At 44.2% G+C, this 19,092-nt stretch carries 17 protein-coding genes and 2 pseudogenes; 2 read left to right on the forward strand and 17 right to left on the reverse strand.

The features are described 5' to 3' along the window. Window positions 1-49: 49 nt before the first annotated feature. From speA to N5P32_RS15995, 14 genes and pseudogenes are all read right to left on the reverse strand, one after another. Entirely contained in the window at window positions 50-1,903 is a 1,854-nt protein-coding gene (gene speA / locus N5P32_RS15930) for a biosynthetic arginine decarboxylase (RefSeq protein WP_265730008.1), read from the reverse strand. 205 nt (window positions 1,904-2,108) lie between these two features. Beyond that, window positions 2,109-3,068, reverse strand: coding sequence for a lipoyl synthase (gene lipA / locus N5P32_RS15935; protein ID WP_265730009.1), 960 nt, complete (start codon window positions 3,066-3,068; stop codon window positions 2,109-2,111). A gap of 1 nt (window position 3,069) precedes the next feature. After that, a pseudogene (gene lipB, locus N5P32_RS15940) lies at window positions 3,070-3,715 on the reverse strand (lipoyl(octanoyl) transferase LipB). Continuing rightward, complete coding sequence (locus N5P32_RS15945; protein WP_265730010.1) at window positions 3,716-4,021, reverse strand: YbeD family protein; 306 nt, start codon at window positions 4,019-4,021, stop codon at window positions 3,716-3,718. Window positions 4,022-4,046: 25 nt separating this feature from the next. Then, entirely contained in the window at window positions 4,047-5,195 is a 1,149-nt protein-coding gene (locus N5P32_RS15950; protein WP_265730011.1) for a D-alanyl-D-alanine carboxypeptidase family protein, read from the reverse strand. Window positions 5,196-5,277: 82 nt separating this feature from the next. After that, window positions 5,278-6,153, reverse strand: a complete 876-nt coding sequence (locus N5P32_RS15955; RefSeq protein ID WP_265730012.1) for a septal ring lytic transglycosylase RlpA family protein — start codon at window positions 6,151-6,153, stop codon at window positions 5,278-5,280. A 46-nt stretch (window positions 6,154-6,199) separates the two neighbouring features. Then, complete coding sequence (mltB, locus tag N5P32_RS15960; RefSeq protein WP_265730013.1) at window positions 6,200-7,258, reverse strand: lytic murein transglycosylase B; 1,059 nt, start codon at window positions 7,256-7,258, stop codon at window positions 6,200-6,202. Further along, on the reverse strand, window positions 7,255-8,376 hold the full coding sequence (gene rodA / locus N5P32_RS15965) for a rod shape-determining protein RodA (protein WP_265730014.1): 1,122 nt from the start codon (window positions 8,374-8,376) through the stop codon (window positions 7,255-7,257). The genes mltB and rodA overlap by 4 nt, the downstream gene beginning before the upstream one ends. Beyond that, complete coding sequence (locus N5P32_RS15970; RefSeq protein ID WP_265730015.1) at window positions 8,366-9,250, reverse strand: penicillin-binding transpeptidase domain-containing protein; 885 nt, start codon at window positions 9,248-9,250, stop codon at window positions 8,366-8,368. Before N5P32_RS15970 ends, rodA begins: the two co-directional genes overlap by 11 nt. Before the next feature lie 347 nt (window positions 9,251-9,597). Continuing rightward, window positions 9,598-10,140: pseudogene (locus N5P32_RS15975) on the reverse strand (penicillin-binding protein 2); the annotation flags it as partial. 117 nt (window positions 10,141-10,257) lie between these two features. Continuing rightward, window positions 10,258-10,725 carry a 23S rRNA (pseudouridine(1915)-N(3))-methyltransferase RlmH gene (rlmH, locus tag N5P32_RS15980; RefSeq protein ID WP_265730016.1) on the reverse strand — a complete coding sequence of 156 codons (468 nt, stop codon included), beginning with the start codon at window positions 10,723-10,725 and terminating at the stop codon, window positions 10,258-10,260. An 11-nt stretch (window positions 10,726-10,736) separates the two neighbouring features. Further along, complete coding sequence (gene rsfS, locus N5P32_RS15985) at window positions 10,737-11,090, reverse strand: ribosome silencing factor (protein WP_265730017.1); 354 nt, start codon at window positions 11,088-11,090, stop codon at window positions 10,737-10,739. Window positions 11,091-11,104: 14 nt separating this feature from the next. After that, window positions 11,105-11,770: a nicotinate-nucleotide adenylyltransferase gene (nadD, locus tag N5P32_RS15990; RefSeq protein ID WP_265730018.1), complete on the reverse strand. Its 666-nt coding sequence runs from the start codon at window positions 11,768-11,770 to the stop codon at window positions 11,105-11,107. Beyond that, entirely contained in the window at window positions 11,760-13,019 is a 1,260-nt protein-coding gene (locus tag N5P32_RS15995; protein ID WP_265730019.1) for a glutamate-5-semialdehyde dehydrogenase, read from the reverse strand. The genes nadD and N5P32_RS15995 overlap by 11 nt, the downstream gene beginning before the upstream one ends. A 131-nt stretch (window positions 13,020-13,150) precedes the next feature. On the opposite strand from N5P32_RS15995, the gene tsaA reads away from it, so the two are divergent. After that, a complete protein-coding gene (tsaA, locus tag N5P32_RS16000; RefSeq protein WP_265730020.1) occupies window positions 13,151-13,885 on the forward strand; it encodes a tRNA (N6-threonylcarbamoyladenosine(37)-N6)-methyltransferase TrmO in 735 nt (244 codons plus the stop codon). Next, the gene (locus N5P32_RS16005) at window positions 13,882-14,130 is read left to right on the forward strand and encodes a hypothetical protein (RefSeq protein WP_265730021.1); all 249 of its coding nucleotides are present in this window, start codon (window positions 13,882-13,884) and stop codon (window positions 14,128-14,130) included. Before tsaA ends, N5P32_RS16005 begins: the two co-directional genes overlap by 4 nt. A gap of 133 nt (window positions 14,131-14,263) precedes the next feature. Here N5P32_RS16005 and rpsA read toward each other — a convergent pair whose 3' ends face one another. From rpsA to N5P32_RS16020, 3 genes are all read right to left on the reverse strand, one after another. Continuing rightward, on the reverse strand, window positions 14,264-15,946 hold the full coding sequence (rpsA, locus tag N5P32_RS16010; RefSeq protein ID WP_265730022.1) for a 30S ribosomal protein S1: 1,683 nt from the start codon (window positions 15,944-15,946) through the stop codon (window positions 14,264-14,266). Between the two features lie 181 nt (window positions 15,947-16,127). Beyond that, window positions 16,128-16,811, reverse strand: a complete 684-nt coding sequence (gene cmk / locus N5P32_RS16015; protein ID WP_265730023.1) for a (d)CMP kinase — start codon at window positions 16,809-16,811, stop codon at window positions 16,128-16,130. A gap of 19 nt (window positions 16,812-16,830) precedes the next feature. Further along, the gene (locus tag N5P32_RS16020) at window positions 16,831-19,005 is read right to left on the reverse strand and encodes a prephenate dehydrogenase/arogenate dehydrogenase family protein (RefSeq protein ID WP_265730024.1); all 2,175 of its coding nucleotides are present in this window, start codon (window positions 19,003-19,005) and stop codon (window positions 16,831-16,833) included. Window positions 19,006-19,092 lie beyond the last annotated feature (87 nt).

Genomic DNA, 19,092 nt, shown 5'->3' on the forward strand with positions numbered 1-19,092 from the left:
AATACCTCCAATATTTCGAAATGCACAACGATTATTACTACCGTCCAACTTAAACCTGCGTTAAATACGTTGTGCCTTCGAGTACTTTTTTATAGGTTGCCATTAAGGTCACCTGCTCTTCCTGAGTCAGCGGGCTAGCAGCGACTTTGTCTTGGTAACGTTTAAGCAGCTCATTTTCGTTATAGCTAACAGATTTAAGAACATCTTGAACGCTGTCACCTTTCAATACATGGTCAATCTTAAAACCATCTTCAGTCAGGTAAACATCCACGGAGCAAGTGTCACCAAACAAGTTGTGCAAATCTCCCAACGTCTCTTGGTACGCGCCCACCAAGAAGAACCCCATCAAATAATCTTCACCTTTTGGTGGCGGTGGAGGCAAAGGCAAAGAAGACTCAATTCCTTGACCATCAACATAACTGTATAAACAGCCATCAGAGTCACAGGTTACATCTTGGATTTTTCCTCTAAAAGAAGGCGCTTGATCCAAACCTTGCAAAGGCAATACTGGGAACAATTGGTCGATTCCCCACGCATCTGGCATGGATTGGAAAACCGACAAGTTAACAAACAACTTTTCAGCCAAACGCTCATTAAGCTCATCTATGACCGCCCGATGACCTCTGTTTCGGTTATCTAAGCGTGGCAATAGATTACGACACGCAGACAAGAAAAGATTCTCGGCTTGCGCACGTTGTGAAAGGTTAAGCTGACCATGATTGTACAAGGTCAAACTGTCGTTAAAATCATCCAGTAAATCATGATAAATTTCGACTAAAGATCGGCTTTCATCATCATTCTGGCCTTTCAAGCTTTGGTAAGATGCCCAAAGTCGTTGCAATTCAAGCTCACTGTCCTCTGCAGGCTCTTCAATCGGCAACAGCTCTGCACCGTGTGAAAATACATCCGCAATCATCATCGCATGGTGCGCTGTGACCGCGCGGCCAGACTCAGAAATAAGGTGCGGATGTGGAAGTTCGTATTGTTCACACACGTTATGGAATGCAAACACTACGTTATTCGCGTACTCGCCAATGCTGTAGTTCGCAGAGAAATCATTTTGACAACGAGTTCCTTCGTAATCCACGCCCAATCCGCCACCAACGTCGACCCATTTCACCTTAACATCCATCTGATGCAATTCGGCATAGTAACGGGCACATTCTTTCAAGCTGTTTTGGATGTCTCGGATACGAGTAATTTGTGAGCCTAAGTGGAAATGAATAAGTTCTAGGCAATGCAACAGATCCAACTCACGCAGTCGATCAATGGCACGTAATAACTGAGACGTCGTTAAACCAAATTTAGACTTTTCACCGCCACTGTTACCCCAGTGCGTGGTACAAGTTGACGCCAATCGAATACGGATACCAATTCGCGGCTGAACATTGATTTTGGCCGCTTCTTCTAGAATCCAATCCAGTTCGTGCATTTTCTCGACCACGATAAATACTTGGTGTCCCATTTTTTCAGCCATCAATGCAAGATGGATGAACTCACGGTCTTTGTAGCCATTACAAACAATAATACCATCCGCATTTTTATGCATAGCCAGTACTGCCATCAACTCTGGCTTACTTCCGGCTTCCAAGCCAACTGTCGATGCATTATCAGGCTGACACGCTGCAATTTCCTCAACCACTCGACGCTGTTGGTTTACCTTGATAGGGTACACGATCGCGTATTTGGCCTGATAATCATAGTGATCTATCGCCTGCTGAAACGAGTTCGTAATTTTCTCAATGCGCGAATGCAGGATATTAGGAAAGCGAACAAGACAAGGGTATGGAATACCTTGCTCCTTCAACGCAACAGAAAGCTCAGTCAAATCAATACTGTTTTCTCTATCAGGTAAAGCAATCGCCCTGCCTTTGTCATTAATTGAAAAAAACCACTGCTCCAATGACCAACATTGTATAGTTCCATTGAATCTTTGATTGACCAAGGCTTCATATTATCTCCAAAAGTCTAATGACTTATAAATCCATACTGTGTGAATATAAGGTATGGCATTGTAAAATACAGATATATATTTTACGTTTCAAACGAATAAAAAAAGCGGGGCTAAGACGCATCTTAACTCCGCTTTATTATAACGCATCCAAAAATTAAGAAACGCGCTCACCATGAGCCTGCTTATCTGCATGATAAGAGGAACGAACCAAAGGTCCACAAGCGGCGTGTTTAAACCCTAATTCTTTTGCAACTTCTTCGTAACGAGCAAACTCTTCAGGCGGAACAAAACGCGCCATAGGGAAGTGATGCTTAGATGGTTGCAAATACTGACCGATTGTTAGCATATCAACATTATGTGCTCGCAAATCTTTCAATACTTCAACAATCTCTTCGAATGTCTCACCCATACCAACCATCAAACCTGACTTAGTTGGTACATCTGGACAACGATCTTTGAAGTTCTTCAACAAATCTAACGACCATTGATAGTCAGAACCCGGTCTCACTTGACGATATAAACGCGGAATGGATTCTAAGTTGTGATTGAACACATCCGGTGGAGCAATCGATAAGGTATCAACAGCCACTTCCATACGACCACGGAAATCAGGAACAAGTGTCTCAATTTCAATATTTGGACTTTCTGCACGTGTTTCTCTAATGCAGTCCACAAAATGCTGCGCACCACCATCACGAAGGTCATCACGGTCAACAGACGTAATAACAACGTACTTAAGCTTCATATCTCGAATCGCTGCAGCCAACTCTTTTGGCTCATCAGCACTCAATGGATTAGGGCGACCATGAGCCACATCACAGAAAGGGCAGCGACGCGTACAAATCTCACCCATAATCATGAATGTTGCCGTTCCGTTACTAAAACACTCACCTAGATTAGGACAGTTCGCCTCTTCACAAACAGAAGCCAACTTGTGCTCTCGTAAGGTTGCTTTAATGCGTGCAATCTCAGGAGAAGCCGGCATACGAACACGTAGCCAATCTGGTTTGCGAGGAATTTCTTCTGTTGGAACAATTTTAACGGGAATACGCGCCATTTTATCGGCACCGCGTAGCTTTTCCCCTTGGACAACGCGTTTGCGTTCTGCTGTCATTCTAACTCCACCCTTGTTGGATAGTCGGATTGAGATATCCGAGATGCTCAGCAAGCTGATTAGCCAGCTGAACCTTTACATTCGATAAATTAGCGTTCTGATTAAGACGCTTCATATCAACCATCTGTAAACCTTGATAGCCACACGGATTGATACGATTAAATGGGGTGAGATCCATATCAACATTCAAAGCCAACCCATGAAATGAGCAGCCTCTGCGTACACGCAACCCCAATGATGCTATCTTTTTGCTCGGTAACATACACACCAGGCGCATCCGGTTTCGGATAAGCATCAATGCTGTTCATTGCTAAGACACCGACTACCGAGTTTTCCAGTACACTGACTAGATCACGTACACCAATGCCAAGACGCTTTAAGTCAACCATGACATAAGCAACCAGCTGGCCAGGGCCATGATACGTGACCTGACCACCACGGTCGACTTGAATTACAGGAATATTTCCTGGGGCCAAAAGATGCTCTTCTTTGCCTGCTTGCCCTTGAGTGAACAATGGAGGATGTTCTAATAACCAAATCTCATCCGCATCGTCTTTTGAACGAGTTTGAGTAAACTCCTTCATTCGTTCCCATGTATCGGCGTAGTCAATGACACCCAAATCACGGCAAATTAAGTCTAGCTGCATTTACATAACCATCTTAACGGCTTCAATCGACATTAAGTCGCGGTGCAAAGCCGATAATTGGTCTTCGCTTTGAGCCACAATGCGAAAGCTAAAGCTAATAAAACGACCTTTGCTAGAACGGTTAATGTTTTCAGCCGAGGTGTTCATTTCAGGAGCATGAGTCAGTAGACATTGTGTAATGTCAGCATGAACACCTTCCACATCTATAGAGACCACCTTAATGACATAGTTTTCACAAGGGAACTCAATTTTGGGTGCGTCTACTGCTTTTTCAGCCTGATCGCCGTCTTTCGTAATTAGTGCCATTACTCTACCATTCGCCACTAAGGGCTTAAAATAAGTTCATAAAAAAGAGTTTAATTTTATCAAACATTCGCTTGAAGAAACCACCCTCTTCTACAGCCTCTAGAGCAACAACAGGACGCTCCAATAGAATATTTTCACCCGAACCAACCACAATCTTACCCAACACATCGCCAACAGCAATCGGAGCAACAATTTCTTTTTGCATGTCTAGCGTAGCTTGAATGGAATCGCCTTGTTGACGTGGCATGGTTACCAAAACATCTTCTGAAAAACCGACTTTTACATTAGACTGGCTTCCGCCCCACACACGAGCATTGTTAACAACTTGACCACGACTATATAACTTACGTGTTTCGTAATATCTGAATCCATAATCAAGTAATTTTTGCGATTCGACAGCTCGCGCTGTATCAGACTTTGTGCCCATAACAACGGTAATTAATCGAGTGCCATTTCGAACGGCCGATGCCGCCAGACAGTAACCAGCCGCATCAGTGTGACCTGTTTTCAGGCCATCGACCGTCTTATCACGCCACAAGAGTTTGTTACGGTTTGGTTGGCGGATGTTGTTGTAAGTAAATTCTTTCTCAGAATACATGGTGTAGTTTTCTGGAAAATGCAGGATGGTCGCTCTGGCCAATTTAGCCAAATCATGGGCACTTGAATAATGATCTTCTGCAGGAAAGCCCGTTGCGTTTACGAAATGAGTATTTTCCATTCCAAGCAATTGAGCATGCTGGTTCATAAGATCTGCAAACGCAGATTCACTTCCCGCCACATATTCAGCAGCCGCGACGCTGGCGTCATTGCCAGATTGAATGATAATGCCACGCATTAAGTCTTCTAACTTAACTTGAGTTCCCTCACGAATAAACATTCGCGAGCCTTCCATGCGCCACGCTTTTTCACTGACACTAACTTTATCTTCAAGAGATAAGTTACCGCGAGCAAGTTCATATTCTACGATATAAGCGGTCATCAACTTTGTTAAGCTTGCCGGTGGTAGAGCTTGATCTGCATTATGCTCTACCAATATATCGCCCGTGTACGCATCCATAAGAATATAGCTGCTCGCAGACAACTGTGGCGGTGTCGGAATTAATGAAGGAGCGGCAAAAACAGAGCCACTAACAAAACTGACTATTAGGGATAGTGTTACTAGGAGTTTTTTCATACTCAAAAATATCGTCTTCTAAAAAAATGTTAGCAAATCATACTAGAGCACTCTGTGAATCTCTAGCCCAAAAAAAGTGTACTTACGGGATCAAGGCAACTCTCACCGGATTACCAAACCCCTCCTGTTGCAATTTCGTTTGCCATTCTTGCAATTCGTTTGCACCATTAAATGGCCCAACAAACACTTTATATAGGCCGTCATTTTGTTTGTTAACGACCACGTTAACACGGGTATCAAATGCTTCGAAAAGTCGCTGCTTGAGCTTATCTGCCGAATCTTCTGCACTAAACGCCCCCAGTTGAAGATGTGAAAACACCAACCCAGAAGAGTCTATTTTTACCTCAGCGCCACCATCATCTGAAGCCTTTATTGGCAAGGCCTCCGGCGGCTTTACAGACTCTACTGACGGCGTATTAGGTGCAGAATAACGTTGCCCCTGTGACGGCGTTATGGCCTCTATTCTCACTCTAGCCAACCCTTTTTTATGATAATCCAAGCGGGCCGCAGCAGCGTATGAGAGGTCGATCAACCGGTCGCCATGAAATGGCCCGCGATCATTCACCCTAACAATAACCGATCGCTGATTATCAAGGTTGGTTACTTTGAGATAGGTTGGGAGCGGCAGTGATTTATGAGCGGCTGAGAAGCTGTACATGTCATATGTTTCCCCATTTGAGGTTTTATGACCATGAAATTTTTTACCGTACCAGGATGCCGTCCCTTCTGCGACGTAACCCTGTGCCGAATCCATCACCCAATATTTTTTACCCCAAACCTCATAAGGACTCTTGTTCCCACCCCGACTTTTTTGTTCCCACTTTGGTACTAGGTCAGGTAGATGGTCGACCTTAATGTCCCCTGTCGGCGCATGGTCCTGCAAAATAGTATAACGGCCACCACCAGAGGCCTTTTCATAATCAATGTCGTCTTTGCCTAAAACATGGCGAGTACTCATACATCCACTTAGCACCAGCGTGCAAACACTGGTTACTAACAGTATGTTAATGACTTTCATAACGCCCTATACTCTCAGCGAGTTCCAATACTGACATGGCGTATCGTCTACTCGGGTTATAATCCATAATCGTAAAAAAATTCTCATAAGCAAGCCAGTACGACACTGTCTCTGGAGCGGTACGCAATGCGATCAAACCTGTTTTTCTGGGAATAAACGGTTGAGTCGGCAAAACATCCAAAGCAGACCAATCCGACATTTCGGTACTCGCTTTACGGCCATAATTGACCAAATCTGTCACTTTTTCAGGGTTAGCAACATACGCCATAACATACCAAGGCTGCTTTGACTGCCAGCCGTGGTGCTTTAGGTAGTTTGCGACGCTACCAATGGAATCTGCTTCGGAACCCCATAGGTCAATGTGGCCATTTTTATCATAATCAAGTGCCAGCTTTTGGTAATTACTCGGCATGAATTGCACCATGCCCATCGCACCACTGTATGACCCTTTCGTTTCACCAATGTTCCAACCCTCTTTACGGGCTAGCAATAAATACGCTTCTAGTTCGCTTTGAAAGTAGTCCTTTCGCCTTGGGTAATCAAAAGCCAACGTGGTTAACGAAGTAAAAACATCTTTGGATCCTGTTATACGACCATAATAGGTTTCGACACCAATTAAAGCGACGATCACCCGCGGCTCAACACCAAACTCTTGCTCAGCTTTACGCAACCAATATTCATTCCGTTTCGCAAACGCCTGACCTAGCTTCGCTCTGTCTTCTGTTACGAAACGTGTCTTATACTCATAATAAGGGGTAATGACTTCCGGTTGATTGTCCGATTTTTCAATGACTTTCGGACGCAGCTTAATGCGTGAAAACGCCAATTCTAAGCGTGACTTGTCGTAATTATATAAGCGTACGAGACGCTCTATAAAAAGTTGAACCTCAGGATTACCCGCATAGGAGTCAGCCCATTCTTCAGGCATTTCCTCCAGCAGAGTATCACTGACACCAGAATTGGAAGGCAATGTAGAATGATCCGTACTACTACATGCAGTCAGACCAAGCGCTAAAAACAACCATGCAGCTTGCTTAATCATCATCTTGCTCTTTTATGTGTTTGTATTGACATTAGAATCCCAAATGTCGCCATGATGGTAATAATCGAAGTACCACCGTAACTGACAAGCGGTAAGGGTACCCCAACCACAGGCAAAATACCTGACACCATCCCAATATTTACAAACATGTATACGAAAAAAGTAAGCGTCAAACTGCCCGCTAATAACCGCGCATAGTTATCCTCTGCATTCGCCGCTATGTACAAACCACGAGCAATAACCAGTAAATACGCCAATATCAAAACACCACACCCCAGCATGCCAAACTCTTCGGCAAGCACGGCAATAATAAAATCAGTATGACTTTCAGGGAGAAAATCTAACTGCGCTTGCGTGCCTTCTAAAAAGCCTTTCCCATACACGCCACCAGACCCTATCGCCGTTTTGGATTGGATAATATTCCACCCAGAACCCAAAGGGTCACTTTCAGGGTTTAAGAAGGTCAACACCCTTTGACGCTGATAGTCGTGCATAAACTGCCATAATGCATAACCAGCAACCGGAGCCATCGCGGCGGCGCCAAGAATATAACGCCACCCTAAGCCAGCAAGAAAGAGAACAAAAATGCCGGACACTGCCACCAACAGCGATGTCCCTAGATCAGGCTGTTTCGCTATCATTAATACGGGCACAACAATTAAGCCAAGCACAGATAAAATTTGTTTTATGTTCGGCGGTAATTGCCTATCCGAAAAGTACCACGCAATCATCATTGGCATGACGATCTTCATGATCTCAGAAGGCTGAAATCGCAAACCGCCGGGCAAAGCTAACCAACGTTGCGCCCCTTTGGCCCCGACGCCAAAGAGCAACACACCAATCAACAAAACGGTAATAAAAATGAATAAACTTGGGGATGCGCGCTTCATATACTTAGGCGGCAACTGAGCCAGCGCTAAACACACCAATAGGCCTATGGCCAATCGAAACACTTGGCGCTCGACCATTGCGACATTTTGACCGGATGCGGAATACAAGACGAAAAGGCCACCGACAATTAATAACAGCAATGAGGCCATCAGCAAGACATCGATGTGCACCAACTTCCACAAACGAGCATTAGTAAAAGATAAGACTCTACGATACACACTATCTGACATTGTTGTTCCCTTTTAAGTAGTCGTATCGCTCGGGGTAATCATTGTATAGATACGCGTCAAACAGGGCTTTGGTTAAATCAGCAGGCTTTGAACTACTACCACCATTTTCAAAAATAGCAAAAACAGAAATTTTAGGATTCTTCGCCGGCGCAAAACCAATAAATAAAGCGTGATCATGCAAGCGCTTTTCCAGCGCATCCGCATCGTATTCTTGGTCTTCTTGCAAACTAAACACCTGACCCGTTCCTGTCTTCCCTGCGATATCATACTCAGTACCTTGCAAGCGTCTTGCTGTACCATGAGAATCTGTTACCACTTTTCGCATGGCATCTATCATCCGCCCCCAGTTTCTCTGATCTTTCAATACGATGTCGTGCTCATCACCCAATCCATTCTCAAACGTGGCAGCTTGCTCACCAATCGTACGAGCCATGCGTGGATAGAAATAATGACCTTTACTGGCTAATGCAGAGGTCGCAGAAGCAATTTGAACAGGAGTGGCCACCATAAACCCTTGACCGATACCGACGTTAACAGAATCCCCCGGATACCAAGGTTCTTTATACTTGGCCTTTTTCCACTCATTGGAAGGCAATAAACCATTGCTCTCGCCATTTAAATCCAACAAATTACTTTGCCCAAAACCAAAACGGGTTAAAAAATTATGAATGGGCGTGATACCCATTTTATTCGCTAATTGATAATAGTAAGTATCAACCGATTCGATAATAGAGCGCTCTAGATCAATCCATCCATGACCCGTTCGTTTCCAGTCTCGATATCGACGCCCGTCTGGGTTAATTTGGTAATAGCCTTTGGCGAAATATCGCTCCGTCCAAGAAGCAAACCCATATTCAAGGCCTGCAAGTGCCATAAAGGGCTTGATTGTCGATGCTGGCGGATAACCACCACGCAACGCACGATTGAAAAGGGGAGTTTTTTAGATTGACGCAGCGCACTGTAGTTAGCAACAGAAATGCCACGAACAAATAGATTGGGATCATAACCTGGCTTAGAAACCAGCGCCAAGATCCCACCTGTAGTTGGGTCAATGGCGACAACAGAGCCCGTATAATCACCCAATAGATCATAGGCATACTGCTGCAGTCTAGCATCCAAATACAGATGCAAGTCTTTACCTGGTGTGGGGTTTTGTCGATCCAATTCTGACATTATTCGACCGCGGGCATTCACCTCAACTTTGCTGAGGCCAGCTTCGCCAAATAATGTTTTTTCGTAATAGCCTTCGATGCCCGTTTTACCGATAAATAAAGCCCCTTGATAGGCTTGTCGGTCAACGGTTTCTAAATCTTTTGAAGTAATACGGCCAACATAACCAATAGCATGAGCAAACGCCTCGCCATATGGGTAGTATCTCGTCAGCTGCGCCTCGACCTGAACACCATCCAATCGGTACAGATCAACAGACACTCTAGCCCATTCTTCATCGGTCAGTTGAGGCTTTAAGGTTAAAGACTGATATGGTCTACGATATTCTTTAAGACGGTCTTCAAAGTCTTCCCACTCATCATCACTTATCTCGATAATGTCAGAAAGCGCTGTTTTTAACTGAGGAAGACTGTCAATACGCTCAGGGGTTACCGTCAAACTGTGAATAGGCCGATTGTCTGCCAGAATAACGCCATTACGGTCGTAAATTAGCCCGCGAGGTGGCGGCTCGGTCACCAGCATTACCCGATTGTCGTCCGCTTTCGTTTGGTATAAATCGTGTTCTATGACTTGCAGGTAAAAAAGTCGAGCCATCAAAATAATAACAAGCACCAAGACAAAAACGGCGGCGGCGATCAGACGGTGCTGAGTGAGCCGCTGCTCTTGGCGATAATTCCGAAAATTTTGATGTCGACGACTCACCTGTCTACCTTACCTATGATACGGGTGATTATTCATAAGCGTCCAAGCACGATAAATCTGCTCCGCTAAAATAATTCTCACCATGGGGTGTGGCAAGGTCAAACGAGACAAAGACCACACTTGGTCAGCTCGCGCAGTACACCTTGGGTCAAGTCCATCTGGGCCACCAACCAACAGACTGACATTATATCCATCCATTCGCCATTGCCCAGTTTGGTCCGCTAACTGCTCAGTAGACCATTCTTTACCCAACACCTCCATGGCAATAACCTTATCGCTTGGAGGAATCGCCTCTAGCATGAGATCGCCTTCCTTTCGAATGGCTTTTGCAATGTCAGTATTTTTCCCCCGAGGTGACATCGGGATCTCTAAAAGCTCTAATGCAAAATCTTTTGGAAGGCGTTTTGAGTACTCATCATAACCTTCTGTCACCCATTTGGGCATTTTACTGCCAACAGCAATCAAACGAACACGCATTAAAAAGAGCCTTAAATTTGTTCTGGTTTAATGTCCCACAATTTTTCAAGGTCATAAAATGCTCGTGCTTCTTCTGTCATCACATGCACAACAACATCATGCAAATCAACCAAAACCCAGTCACTTCCCATACCACGACCTTCAGAACCTAGTGGCTGAAGACCTTTTCCTTTCAAGTGTTCAAATACATTTTGACCCAGCGCATTCACATGACGCTTAGAAGTACCCGTACAAATCACCATGTAATCCATCATATCGGTATGACTACCGACATTAAGCACAGTGATTTTATCACCCTTGACATCTTCCAATGCTTCAACAGCAAAAGCTAAAATTTGATCTGCTGTGAGATTAAGTTGACTCATATAATTACGTTTTCCTATCGATATAATTGATGTTGCTCTATGTAATTCTGAACGGGCTCTGGTAAAAGGTAAGCAATAGACTCATTTTTTCGAGCTAACCCTCTGATCATACTAGAGGATATTCCCAAAGGAGTGAGTGTTTCAAACCAGATTCGCCCTGAGGGCGCGCATTGTAACTCATGCGGTGAGGCGGCACGATAGTTTTCGCAAAAACCACTCAATTCAGAGATTAAATCGGGCTCCCAACCTGGACGAGACACCACCAACAAATGCGCATATTGAATAATTTTTTGCCAATCATGCCATGTAGGAAGGGACAAAAAGCTGTCCATTCCCAACACCATAATAAGTGGCTCATTTGGCCCCATTTCTGCCCTAAGGTCACGTAACGTATCAATACTATAGCTAGGACCTTCGCGATCAATTTCTCTAGAATCAACACTTAAACGAGCATCACCAGACATGGCCAGCTTTACCATATCAAGCCTTTGCTGAGGCATGACACTTGGCCGATCTTTATGCACTGGCTGAAAACAAGGAATCAACTTCAAAGCCGAATAATGATAACGGTCCAAAATCTCAACCGCTGTTCTAAGATGGCCATTATGAACAGGATCAAATGTCCCCCCCATAATGGCCAACCCAGCCGTTTTCACATTTCCTTTTGCGTTAATTGTCACGAGTATGACCGTCACCCAACACTATATACTTTTGACTGGTTAAACCAATCAGCCCAACTGGCCCACGAGCGTGTATTTTATCCGTTGAAATACCAATTTCCGCACCCAAGCCATATTCAAAACCATCCGCAAAGGCCGTAGATGCGTTAACCATGACAGAAGAAGAATCCACTTCGGTCATGAACGCACGCGTTTTTGAATAATTACAGGAAACAATGGCGTCCGAGTGATGTGAACCATACTGATTAATGTGCGCAATGGCTTCATCAATATCAGACACGACTTTCACAGACAGTTTTGGCGCGAGGTATTCGGTAAACCAATCCTCCTCCGTCGCTCTTCCAATTGCGGAAGAAAAAGCCTGTGAAGCCTCACACCCAACTAACTCGACCCCTTTTTCTGTGTAGGCAGCAACAAGCCTTGGTAAGATCTCGCCAACAACCGATTGATGAATCAACAACGACTCCATTGCATTACACACACCATAGCGACGTGTTTTCGCGTTTAACGCAATGTTAAATGCTTTTTCTAAATCTGCTTCATCATCAATATAGACATGACAATTGCCATCAAGATGCTTAATAACAGGCACCCTTGCATCCTTACTAATACGCTCAATTAACCCTTTGCCACCTCGCGGAACGATCACATCCACAAATTCAGGCATAGTGATCAATTTACCAACCGCATCACGATCTGTCGTGTTCAAGACTTGTACGGCAAACTCTGGTAAACCAACGGCTTTCAATCCTTCAGACACCGCCTCTGCAATGGCCTGATTTGAATAAAATGCTTCTGAGCCGCCACGCAAAATAGTGGCATTACCCGATTTCAGACACAAACTAGCAGCATCAATGGTGACATTAGGACGAGACTCATAAATAATCCCCACCACACCTAAAGGAACACGCATTTTACCCAACTGAATACCAGAAGGACGGAATACCATGTCTGTGATTTCGCCAACAGGGTCCGGCAAAGCAGCGACCTGACGCAAACCTTCAATCATGCCATCAATACGTGCATCATCCAGACGCAACCGATCAATCAACGCCGCATCAAGGCCTTTCTCTTCGCCACTATCTAAGTCCTTAGCGTTCTCTAATATCAATCGAGGTCGTGCAACTTCCAAAGCATCAGCCATGGCAAACAAAGCCATATTTTTTTGCTCTGTGGATGCTTTAGCAAGAAGACGCGAAGCCGCCCTAGCTTGCTGACCAATTTGATTCATATAAGATTCTAAGGACATTTTTAATCTCTATTAAAAGTAAAAAAACAGACAACAGACCAGCAAATAAATCGCGATCTCTTAAACCAAGACAGTATACTACCACAATATTTTTATTCATTTAGTGCCGATTTTTACGAAAGGATCTTCCATTGTCATCCCCTAACTCTTTCACCCTATCTACCATTGGCATCGTTCACTCCTGTTACAAAGAAAAGTTTGGCATCCCTCGCCAACCAGGTTTAGTGACAGAGGCCACCGCAAAAATAGAACTTCTTCCGCCTTACAATCGCCTTGATGTATTAGATGGACTTGATGGTTTTTCACATATCTGGATACAGTTTATTTTCCATGCCTGCATAACCGAAAATTGGAAAGCAAAAATACGCCCTCCCCGCTTGGGTGGGAAAATAAAAATGGGGATATTCGCCACTCGCGCTACACACAGACCCAATCCAATAGGCCTGTCCGTGGTAAAAATAGGTCGTATATATCAAGAAAAACAAAAAATATTCATCGATTTACACGGAGCAGACTTACTTGATGGAACCCCCGTTCTAGACATTAAACCCTACCTGCCCTACGCAGACAGCATCACTGATGCCAAAGGTGGCTTTGCACCAACACCAAGCCAGTCACCCAAGAAACCCGTAATCTTTTCCGAACAAGCAAAAACACAATGCGAGCAGTATCAAAGTTTGCACAAAAGAGAGATAAGCACTTTAATTGAACAAATAGTAGAGCAAGATCCAAGACCTTCTTATTTGTCAGAGCAGACACACAGAGAGCATGGCATAAAACTTTGGGACATTAATGTAAAATGGTGCGCAAGAAACGATCACTTTGAAATTCTTAGAATTGAACAAGAGCAAGAGAGCATGACATGAATAAAAAGCAGTTTTTGAACACATATAAAACGGTCGATAAATTAAATAAAGAAACCCAAAAAACTGCCGAAAAACCGCCACTTTACCGCTCTAAAGACGATGAGCGCCTTATTAAAGACTTTCATTACGCAAAATTCCAAAAAAACCTACACAACACACAGCAAAGCAATGCATTAAAAGCACTACTGAATAAAAAAGATTGGAGCGAAGAGGACACCGAAACATTACTGGCGGCATTGCGTTAACAAAATATACACAGCAACTATACCCATGGTTATCCACATGTTATGTGTATAGTTTTCCTGTCAATAATTTCAAAAAAATATGTAAAAAAAAGCGGACCTAAGTCCGCTTTTTTATAACAGCAAGAATCAAAACTTAGTTTTGGTTCTCTAGTTGCGCTTTGATCAAATCACCGATAGTGGTAGGACCATTTGCTTCAACTTGTTGCTTCTCAGAATGAGATTTCAACGCTGCTTTTTCTTCAGTAGCATCTTTCTGCTTGATAGAAAGAGTGATAGTGCGAGCTTTACGATCAACATTGATGATCGCTGCTTCTACTTTATCGCCTTCTTTCAATGCAGTTGTTGCATCTTCAATACGCTCACGGCTGATTTCAGATACTTTCAAAGTAGCTTCAACGCCTTCAGCAAGAACAACAACAGCGCCTTTTGCATCAACTTCAGAAACAGTACCGTTTACGATAGTGCCTTTGTCATTTTCAGCAACGAAAGCTAGGAACGGATCTTCTTCTAGTTGTTTAACACCTAGAGAAATACGCTCACGCTCAGCATCGATAGACAATACAACTGTTTCTAGCATATCGCCTTTCTTGTATTGACGAACTGCTTCTTCACCAGTTTCGTCCCAAGATAGGTCAGATAAGTGAACAAGACCGTCGATACCGCCATCAAGACCAATGAACACACCAAAGTCAGTGATAGACTTGATTGCGCCAGAGATTTTGTCGCCTTTATTGAAAGAAGTAGCAAACTCTTCCCATGGGTTCATTGTGCACTGCTTGATACCCAAAGAAATACGACGACGCTCTTCATCGATGTCAAGAACCATAACTTCAACTTCATCACCAATCTGAACAACTTTAGATGGGTGAATGTTTTTGTTAGTCCAATCCATTTCAGAAACGTGTACTAGACCTTCTACGCCTTCTTCAAGCTCAGCGAAGCAGCCGTAATCAGTCAAGTTAGTTACTTTAGCAGTTACTTTAGTGTTTTCTGGGTAACGAGCTTTGATAGCTACCCATGGATCTTCACCCAACTGCTTAAGACCTAGAGATACACGGTTACGCTCGCGGTCGAATTTAAGAACTTTAACGTCGATTTCATCACCAACAGCAATGATTTCGCTTGGGTGCTTAATGCGTTTCCAAGCCATATCAGTGATGTGTAGAAGACCATCAACACCACCAAGATCAACGAAAGCACCGTAATCAGTAAGATTCTTAACGATACCTTTAACTTCTTGACCTTCTTCAAGAGAAGCAAGCAATGTTTCGCGTTCAGCGCTGTTTGTCGCTTCCATAACGGCACGACGAGAAACAACAACGTTGTTACGTTTTTGATCAAGCTTGATAAGTTTGAACTCTAGATCCACACCTTCTAGGTGAGACGTGTCGCGGATTGGGCGAACATCTACCAAAGAGCCAGGCAAGAAAGCACGGATGTTAGCGATATCAACTGTGAAGCCACCTTTAACTTTACCGTTGATAACACCGTGAACGATGGCATTTTCTTCGTAAGCTTTTTCAAGAACAGACCAAGTTTCTGCACGTTTAGCTTTTTCACGAGACAATTTAGTCTCACCGAAACCATCTTCAACAGCGTCAAGTGCAACTTTAACTTCGTCACCGATGTTTAAGTTGAACTCACCACTTTCCGTTAGGAACTGAGAACGAGGAATTACGCCTTCAGATTTAAGACCTGCATGAACAGTTACCCATTCACTGTCAATATCAACAATGATACCAGTAACAATTGAGCCTGGCGCCATTTCGACGGTTAACAGGCTTTCTTCAAACAGTTCTGCGAAGCTTTGAGTCATTGTATTTCCTATATAGTCGGCCTATTAAAAGAGCTAGGCCTTATCCACACTGCCAGCAAATGTGGGTCAATTTTTTTGGATGATGCGACAAAGGCTTGCTGGCACCCTTGCCGACTTGAATAACATTTAATCTATTCTAGCACAATTTGGCTAAAAAAAAGTAGACGCAAAAAAGAACAGATTATACAAGACCGGCTTTTACGGTTTCCGCAAAAATCATCTCGACAACCTGCTCTATCGTCAAATCTGTACTGTCGATAACTAACGCGCCTGCCGCTGGGACAAGAGGAGCAATGGCTCTATTGGCGTCACGCTCATCACGTTCTTTAATCGTTTTTACAAGTTCTTCTAGGTTAACAGCTTCGCCTTTTTGCTGCAATTGCTGCAAACGTCTTTGTGCTCGTTCTTCCGCTGAAGCGGTTAAAAACACTTTTATTTGAGCAGAAGGAAAAACCACTGTCCCCATATCTCGTCCATCAGCCACCAAACCTGGCGCTTGCGAGAAAGCGCGTTGACGCAACAACAACCCTTCACGAACCTCTGGAATAGCCGCTAACTTAGACGCTGAGTTGCCAACTTCCTCCGTTCGAATGGCTTGTGTTACTACTTCGCCTTCCAAAATAATATCAACACGGCCTTCTTCAGATTGCTTAAACTGAATATCCAAATGCTCTGCAAGAACTTTCAACATATCCACATCATCTGCAGACATGCCATGATGCGACACAGCAAGAGCAAGCAATCGATACAAAGCACCACTATCAAGTATGTGCCACCCCAGCTTTTCTGCGATCAATTGACTTACAGTGCCCTTACCCGCACCACTTGGACCATCAATCGTAATAACTGGGCCTTGGTTGATCATAACTATTCCTCTTAAAAAACTACTGCGTTACCGAGCAATGAAAACCTAATTGCATCGCAACGCTCTCCAACTCATTAAATTCTTCTAATAATTTTTGACAATCATTTACTTTTGTTACGGACTGACTACGCGCACCCAATAAAAGCATAGCAAGAGCCAACTTATCATCGCCTGCACAGTCCAATTCACCACCCTGTGGAAGACCTCCTGTAATTAATAAATCACCCTCATCATGAGCACAAACAATACTCATCTGTTCTAGCGCGTCAACAATCGCCAACACCCTGTCTTCACAATAATATGGCAATGCGCCGATTCCCTTAATACGACTATCACCTTTGGCGTACGCTGCAGCAACACACAGTAAAGGAAGCTCATCTCTAAATTGGTAACACTGCTCAACCGACAATTCAAAGGCATGCAACTCAGCAAATCCAGCTCGCACTTCACCTTCATAAAGTCCTGATTGCCCCCGCACGGGAAGCGTCACATCGGCACCCATAGATTTCAAAAGAGACAAGAAGGCAAAGGATACCGAGTCCAATCCAGCATTACTTATCATCAACTCAGAGCCCGGCAGCAAATTGGCTAGTAGCACCAACCATAAGGTTTCATATTCATCGCCCGATAAAACAACATCCACCCCCTGCAAAGGCATTGGCTTAATGTCGAAGCCATCCTCCAAAGCAGACATATTTGCACCGAAGTACCGAAAAAGCACATCACTATGAGAAAGCGAACGCTGCGGTTGAACAACTCGACCTTTTTCAGGTGAATACAAAGCCGCTAAAAACGCCGCCATACGCAAACTTCCAGAAGCAGTTTTCAAGTATACCGACACATCCAACGACACGTTTGGCGACAATGACACAGGCAAACAATCTGCAACCTCCGAGACCACTTCTCCCCCCATCTTACGAATCAAGGAGAACAAATCACCCATTGGCTGATTAAGCAGCCCCCCTTCCGCAACCACAGTGACAGGAAACTGCTGGCCAGCCAAAACCGGCAACAACAAATACAAGCTCTCACGTGATTGATGGACATTGATTGGTGCGATCGGCGCTTTCAAACCGCGAAGACCCACGCCGTGAATTCGCAAAGAATCAACGGACGACTCCTCAATAACCACACCCATATCACGGAAGGCCTGCATTGTAATGCGAACATCTCCCGTCAAATCGATGTTTCTTATCTCACTCAACCCACTTGAAAGCGCCGCTATAGTAATAACTTTATGTGACAAAGATTTGTCACCCAGCAAAGAAATATCACCCTTGACCACAGAAGCAGGCAAGACAGAAACCGATACTGGCCGAACTTCTTTTGATGAACCGATTGTACGTTGCTCTAACAATCGAAGAAAATGATCTCGCGCAGACTTTGCACGGGTAAACACACCAAACATACTCGCGCCATCGCCCTGCTCAATCGCAGCACGCATGTCAGCAAGACGATCGGTAAAATGATCCAATGTCGCTAATGTGGCCTCTTTATTTGCCATAAAAACATCACGCCACATGACCGGATCACTGGACGCTATTCGAGTAAAGTCTCGAAAACCACCGGCGGCGAATTTAAATATGTCTTGGCTGCGCTCCCCATTGGCCAACGCATCCACCAAGGTATACGCCAGCAAATGCGGTAGATGACTCGAGGAGGCAAGCACATGATCATGATGAACAACATCCATGCTCACCACATCCGCCCCGACTGAACGCCACAAGCGATGAAGACGATCCAATAAAACAGGATTACTGTCAGGCAAAGGAGTCACTATTGCCATGTGCTTTTCAAATAACAAAGAATTGGACGCTAAAACACCACTTTTCTCAGCACCAGCTATCGGATGACCTGGAATAAAGTTCGCAGGAACAGTTCCAAAAACTCGGCGTGCCGACTCAATCACACTGCCTTTTGTCGACCCAACGTCCGTCAATAACGTATTTTCAGATAAAAGAGGCTTTAACTCTGTTAAAACCGACTCCATCGCTCTGACAGGAGTCGCCAGAATAATGACATCCATCTTAGAAATATACGTTTCCGTTAGCTCTGCTGGATAATCAATCACACCAGTAGAAACCCCGAGCGCCAACTCACTCTCACGGCGATCCACACCATAAAGCGTTGCCAGACCTCGCTCTTTTAATGCCTTAGCGAAAGAACCACCAATCATGCCAAGACCGATGATCATGACATTCCCAAATTTCTTTTTTCAGTTGACGTCACATCTACAGACATCCGAAATTCATTTTCACCAGTCAAAGCACAACACTCTTTT

This window comes from Marinomonas pontica, assembly GCF_026191375.1.
GTDB classification, from domain to species: domain Bacteria; phylum Pseudomonadota; class Gammaproteobacteria; order Pseudomonadales; family Marinomonadaceae; genus Marinomonas; species Marinomonas pontica.

Coding starts and splice junctions, on each gene's coding strand:
- N5P32_RS16005 (WP_265730021.1), top strand. CDS start 13,882: ATGAATAAAAAGCAGTTTTTGAACACATATAAAACGGTCGATAAATTA.
- rsfS (WP_265730017.1), bottom strand. CDS start 11,090: ATGAGTCAACTTAATCTCACAGCAGATCAAATTTTAGCTTTTGCTGTT.
- rlmH (WP_265730016.1), bottom strand. CDS start 10,725: ATGCGTGTTCGTTTGATTGCTGTTGGCAGTAAAATGCCCAAATGGGTG.
- N5P32_RS15970 (WP_265730015.1), bottom strand. CDS start 9,250: ATGGCACTTGCAGGCCTTGAATATGGGTTTGCTTCTTGGACGGAGCGA.
- rpsA (WP_265730022.1), bottom strand. CDS start 15,946: ATGACTCAAAGCTTCGCAGAACTGTTTGAAGAAAGCCTGTTAACCGTC.
- lipA (WP_265730009.1), bottom strand. CDS start 3,068: ATGACAGCAGAACGCAAACGCGTTGTCCAAGGGGAAAAGCTACGCGGT.
- rodA (WP_265730014.1), bottom strand. CDS start 8,376: ATGTCAGATAGTGTGTATCGTAGAGTCTTATCTTTTACTAATGCTCGT.
- N5P32_RS15995 (WP_265730019.1), bottom strand. CDS start 13,019: ATGTCCTTAGAATCTTATATGAATCAAATTGGTCAGCAAGCTAGGGCG.
- mltB (WP_265730013.1), bottom strand. CDS start 7,258: ATGATGATTAAGCAAGCTGCATGGTTGTTTTTAGCGCTTGGTCTGACT.
- N5P32_RS16020 (WP_265730024.1), bottom strand. CDS start 19,005: ATGATCATCGGTCTTGGCATGATTGGTGGTTCTTTCGCTAAGGCATTA.
- cmk (WP_265730023.1), bottom strand. CDS start 16,811: ATGATCAACCAAGGCCCAGTTATTACGATTGATGGTCCAAGTGGTGCG.
- N5P32_RS15955 (WP_265730012.1), bottom strand. CDS start 6,153: ATGAGTACTCGCCATGTTTTAGGCAAAGACGACATTGATTATGAAAAG.
- N5P32_RS15945 (WP_265730010.1), bottom strand. CDS start 4,021: ATGGCACTAATTACGAAAGACGGCGATCAGGCTGAAAAAGCAGTAGAC.
- N5P32_RS15950 (WP_265730011.1), bottom strand. CDS start 5,195: ATGAAAAAACTCCTAGTAACACTATCCCTAATAGTCAGTTTTGTTAGT.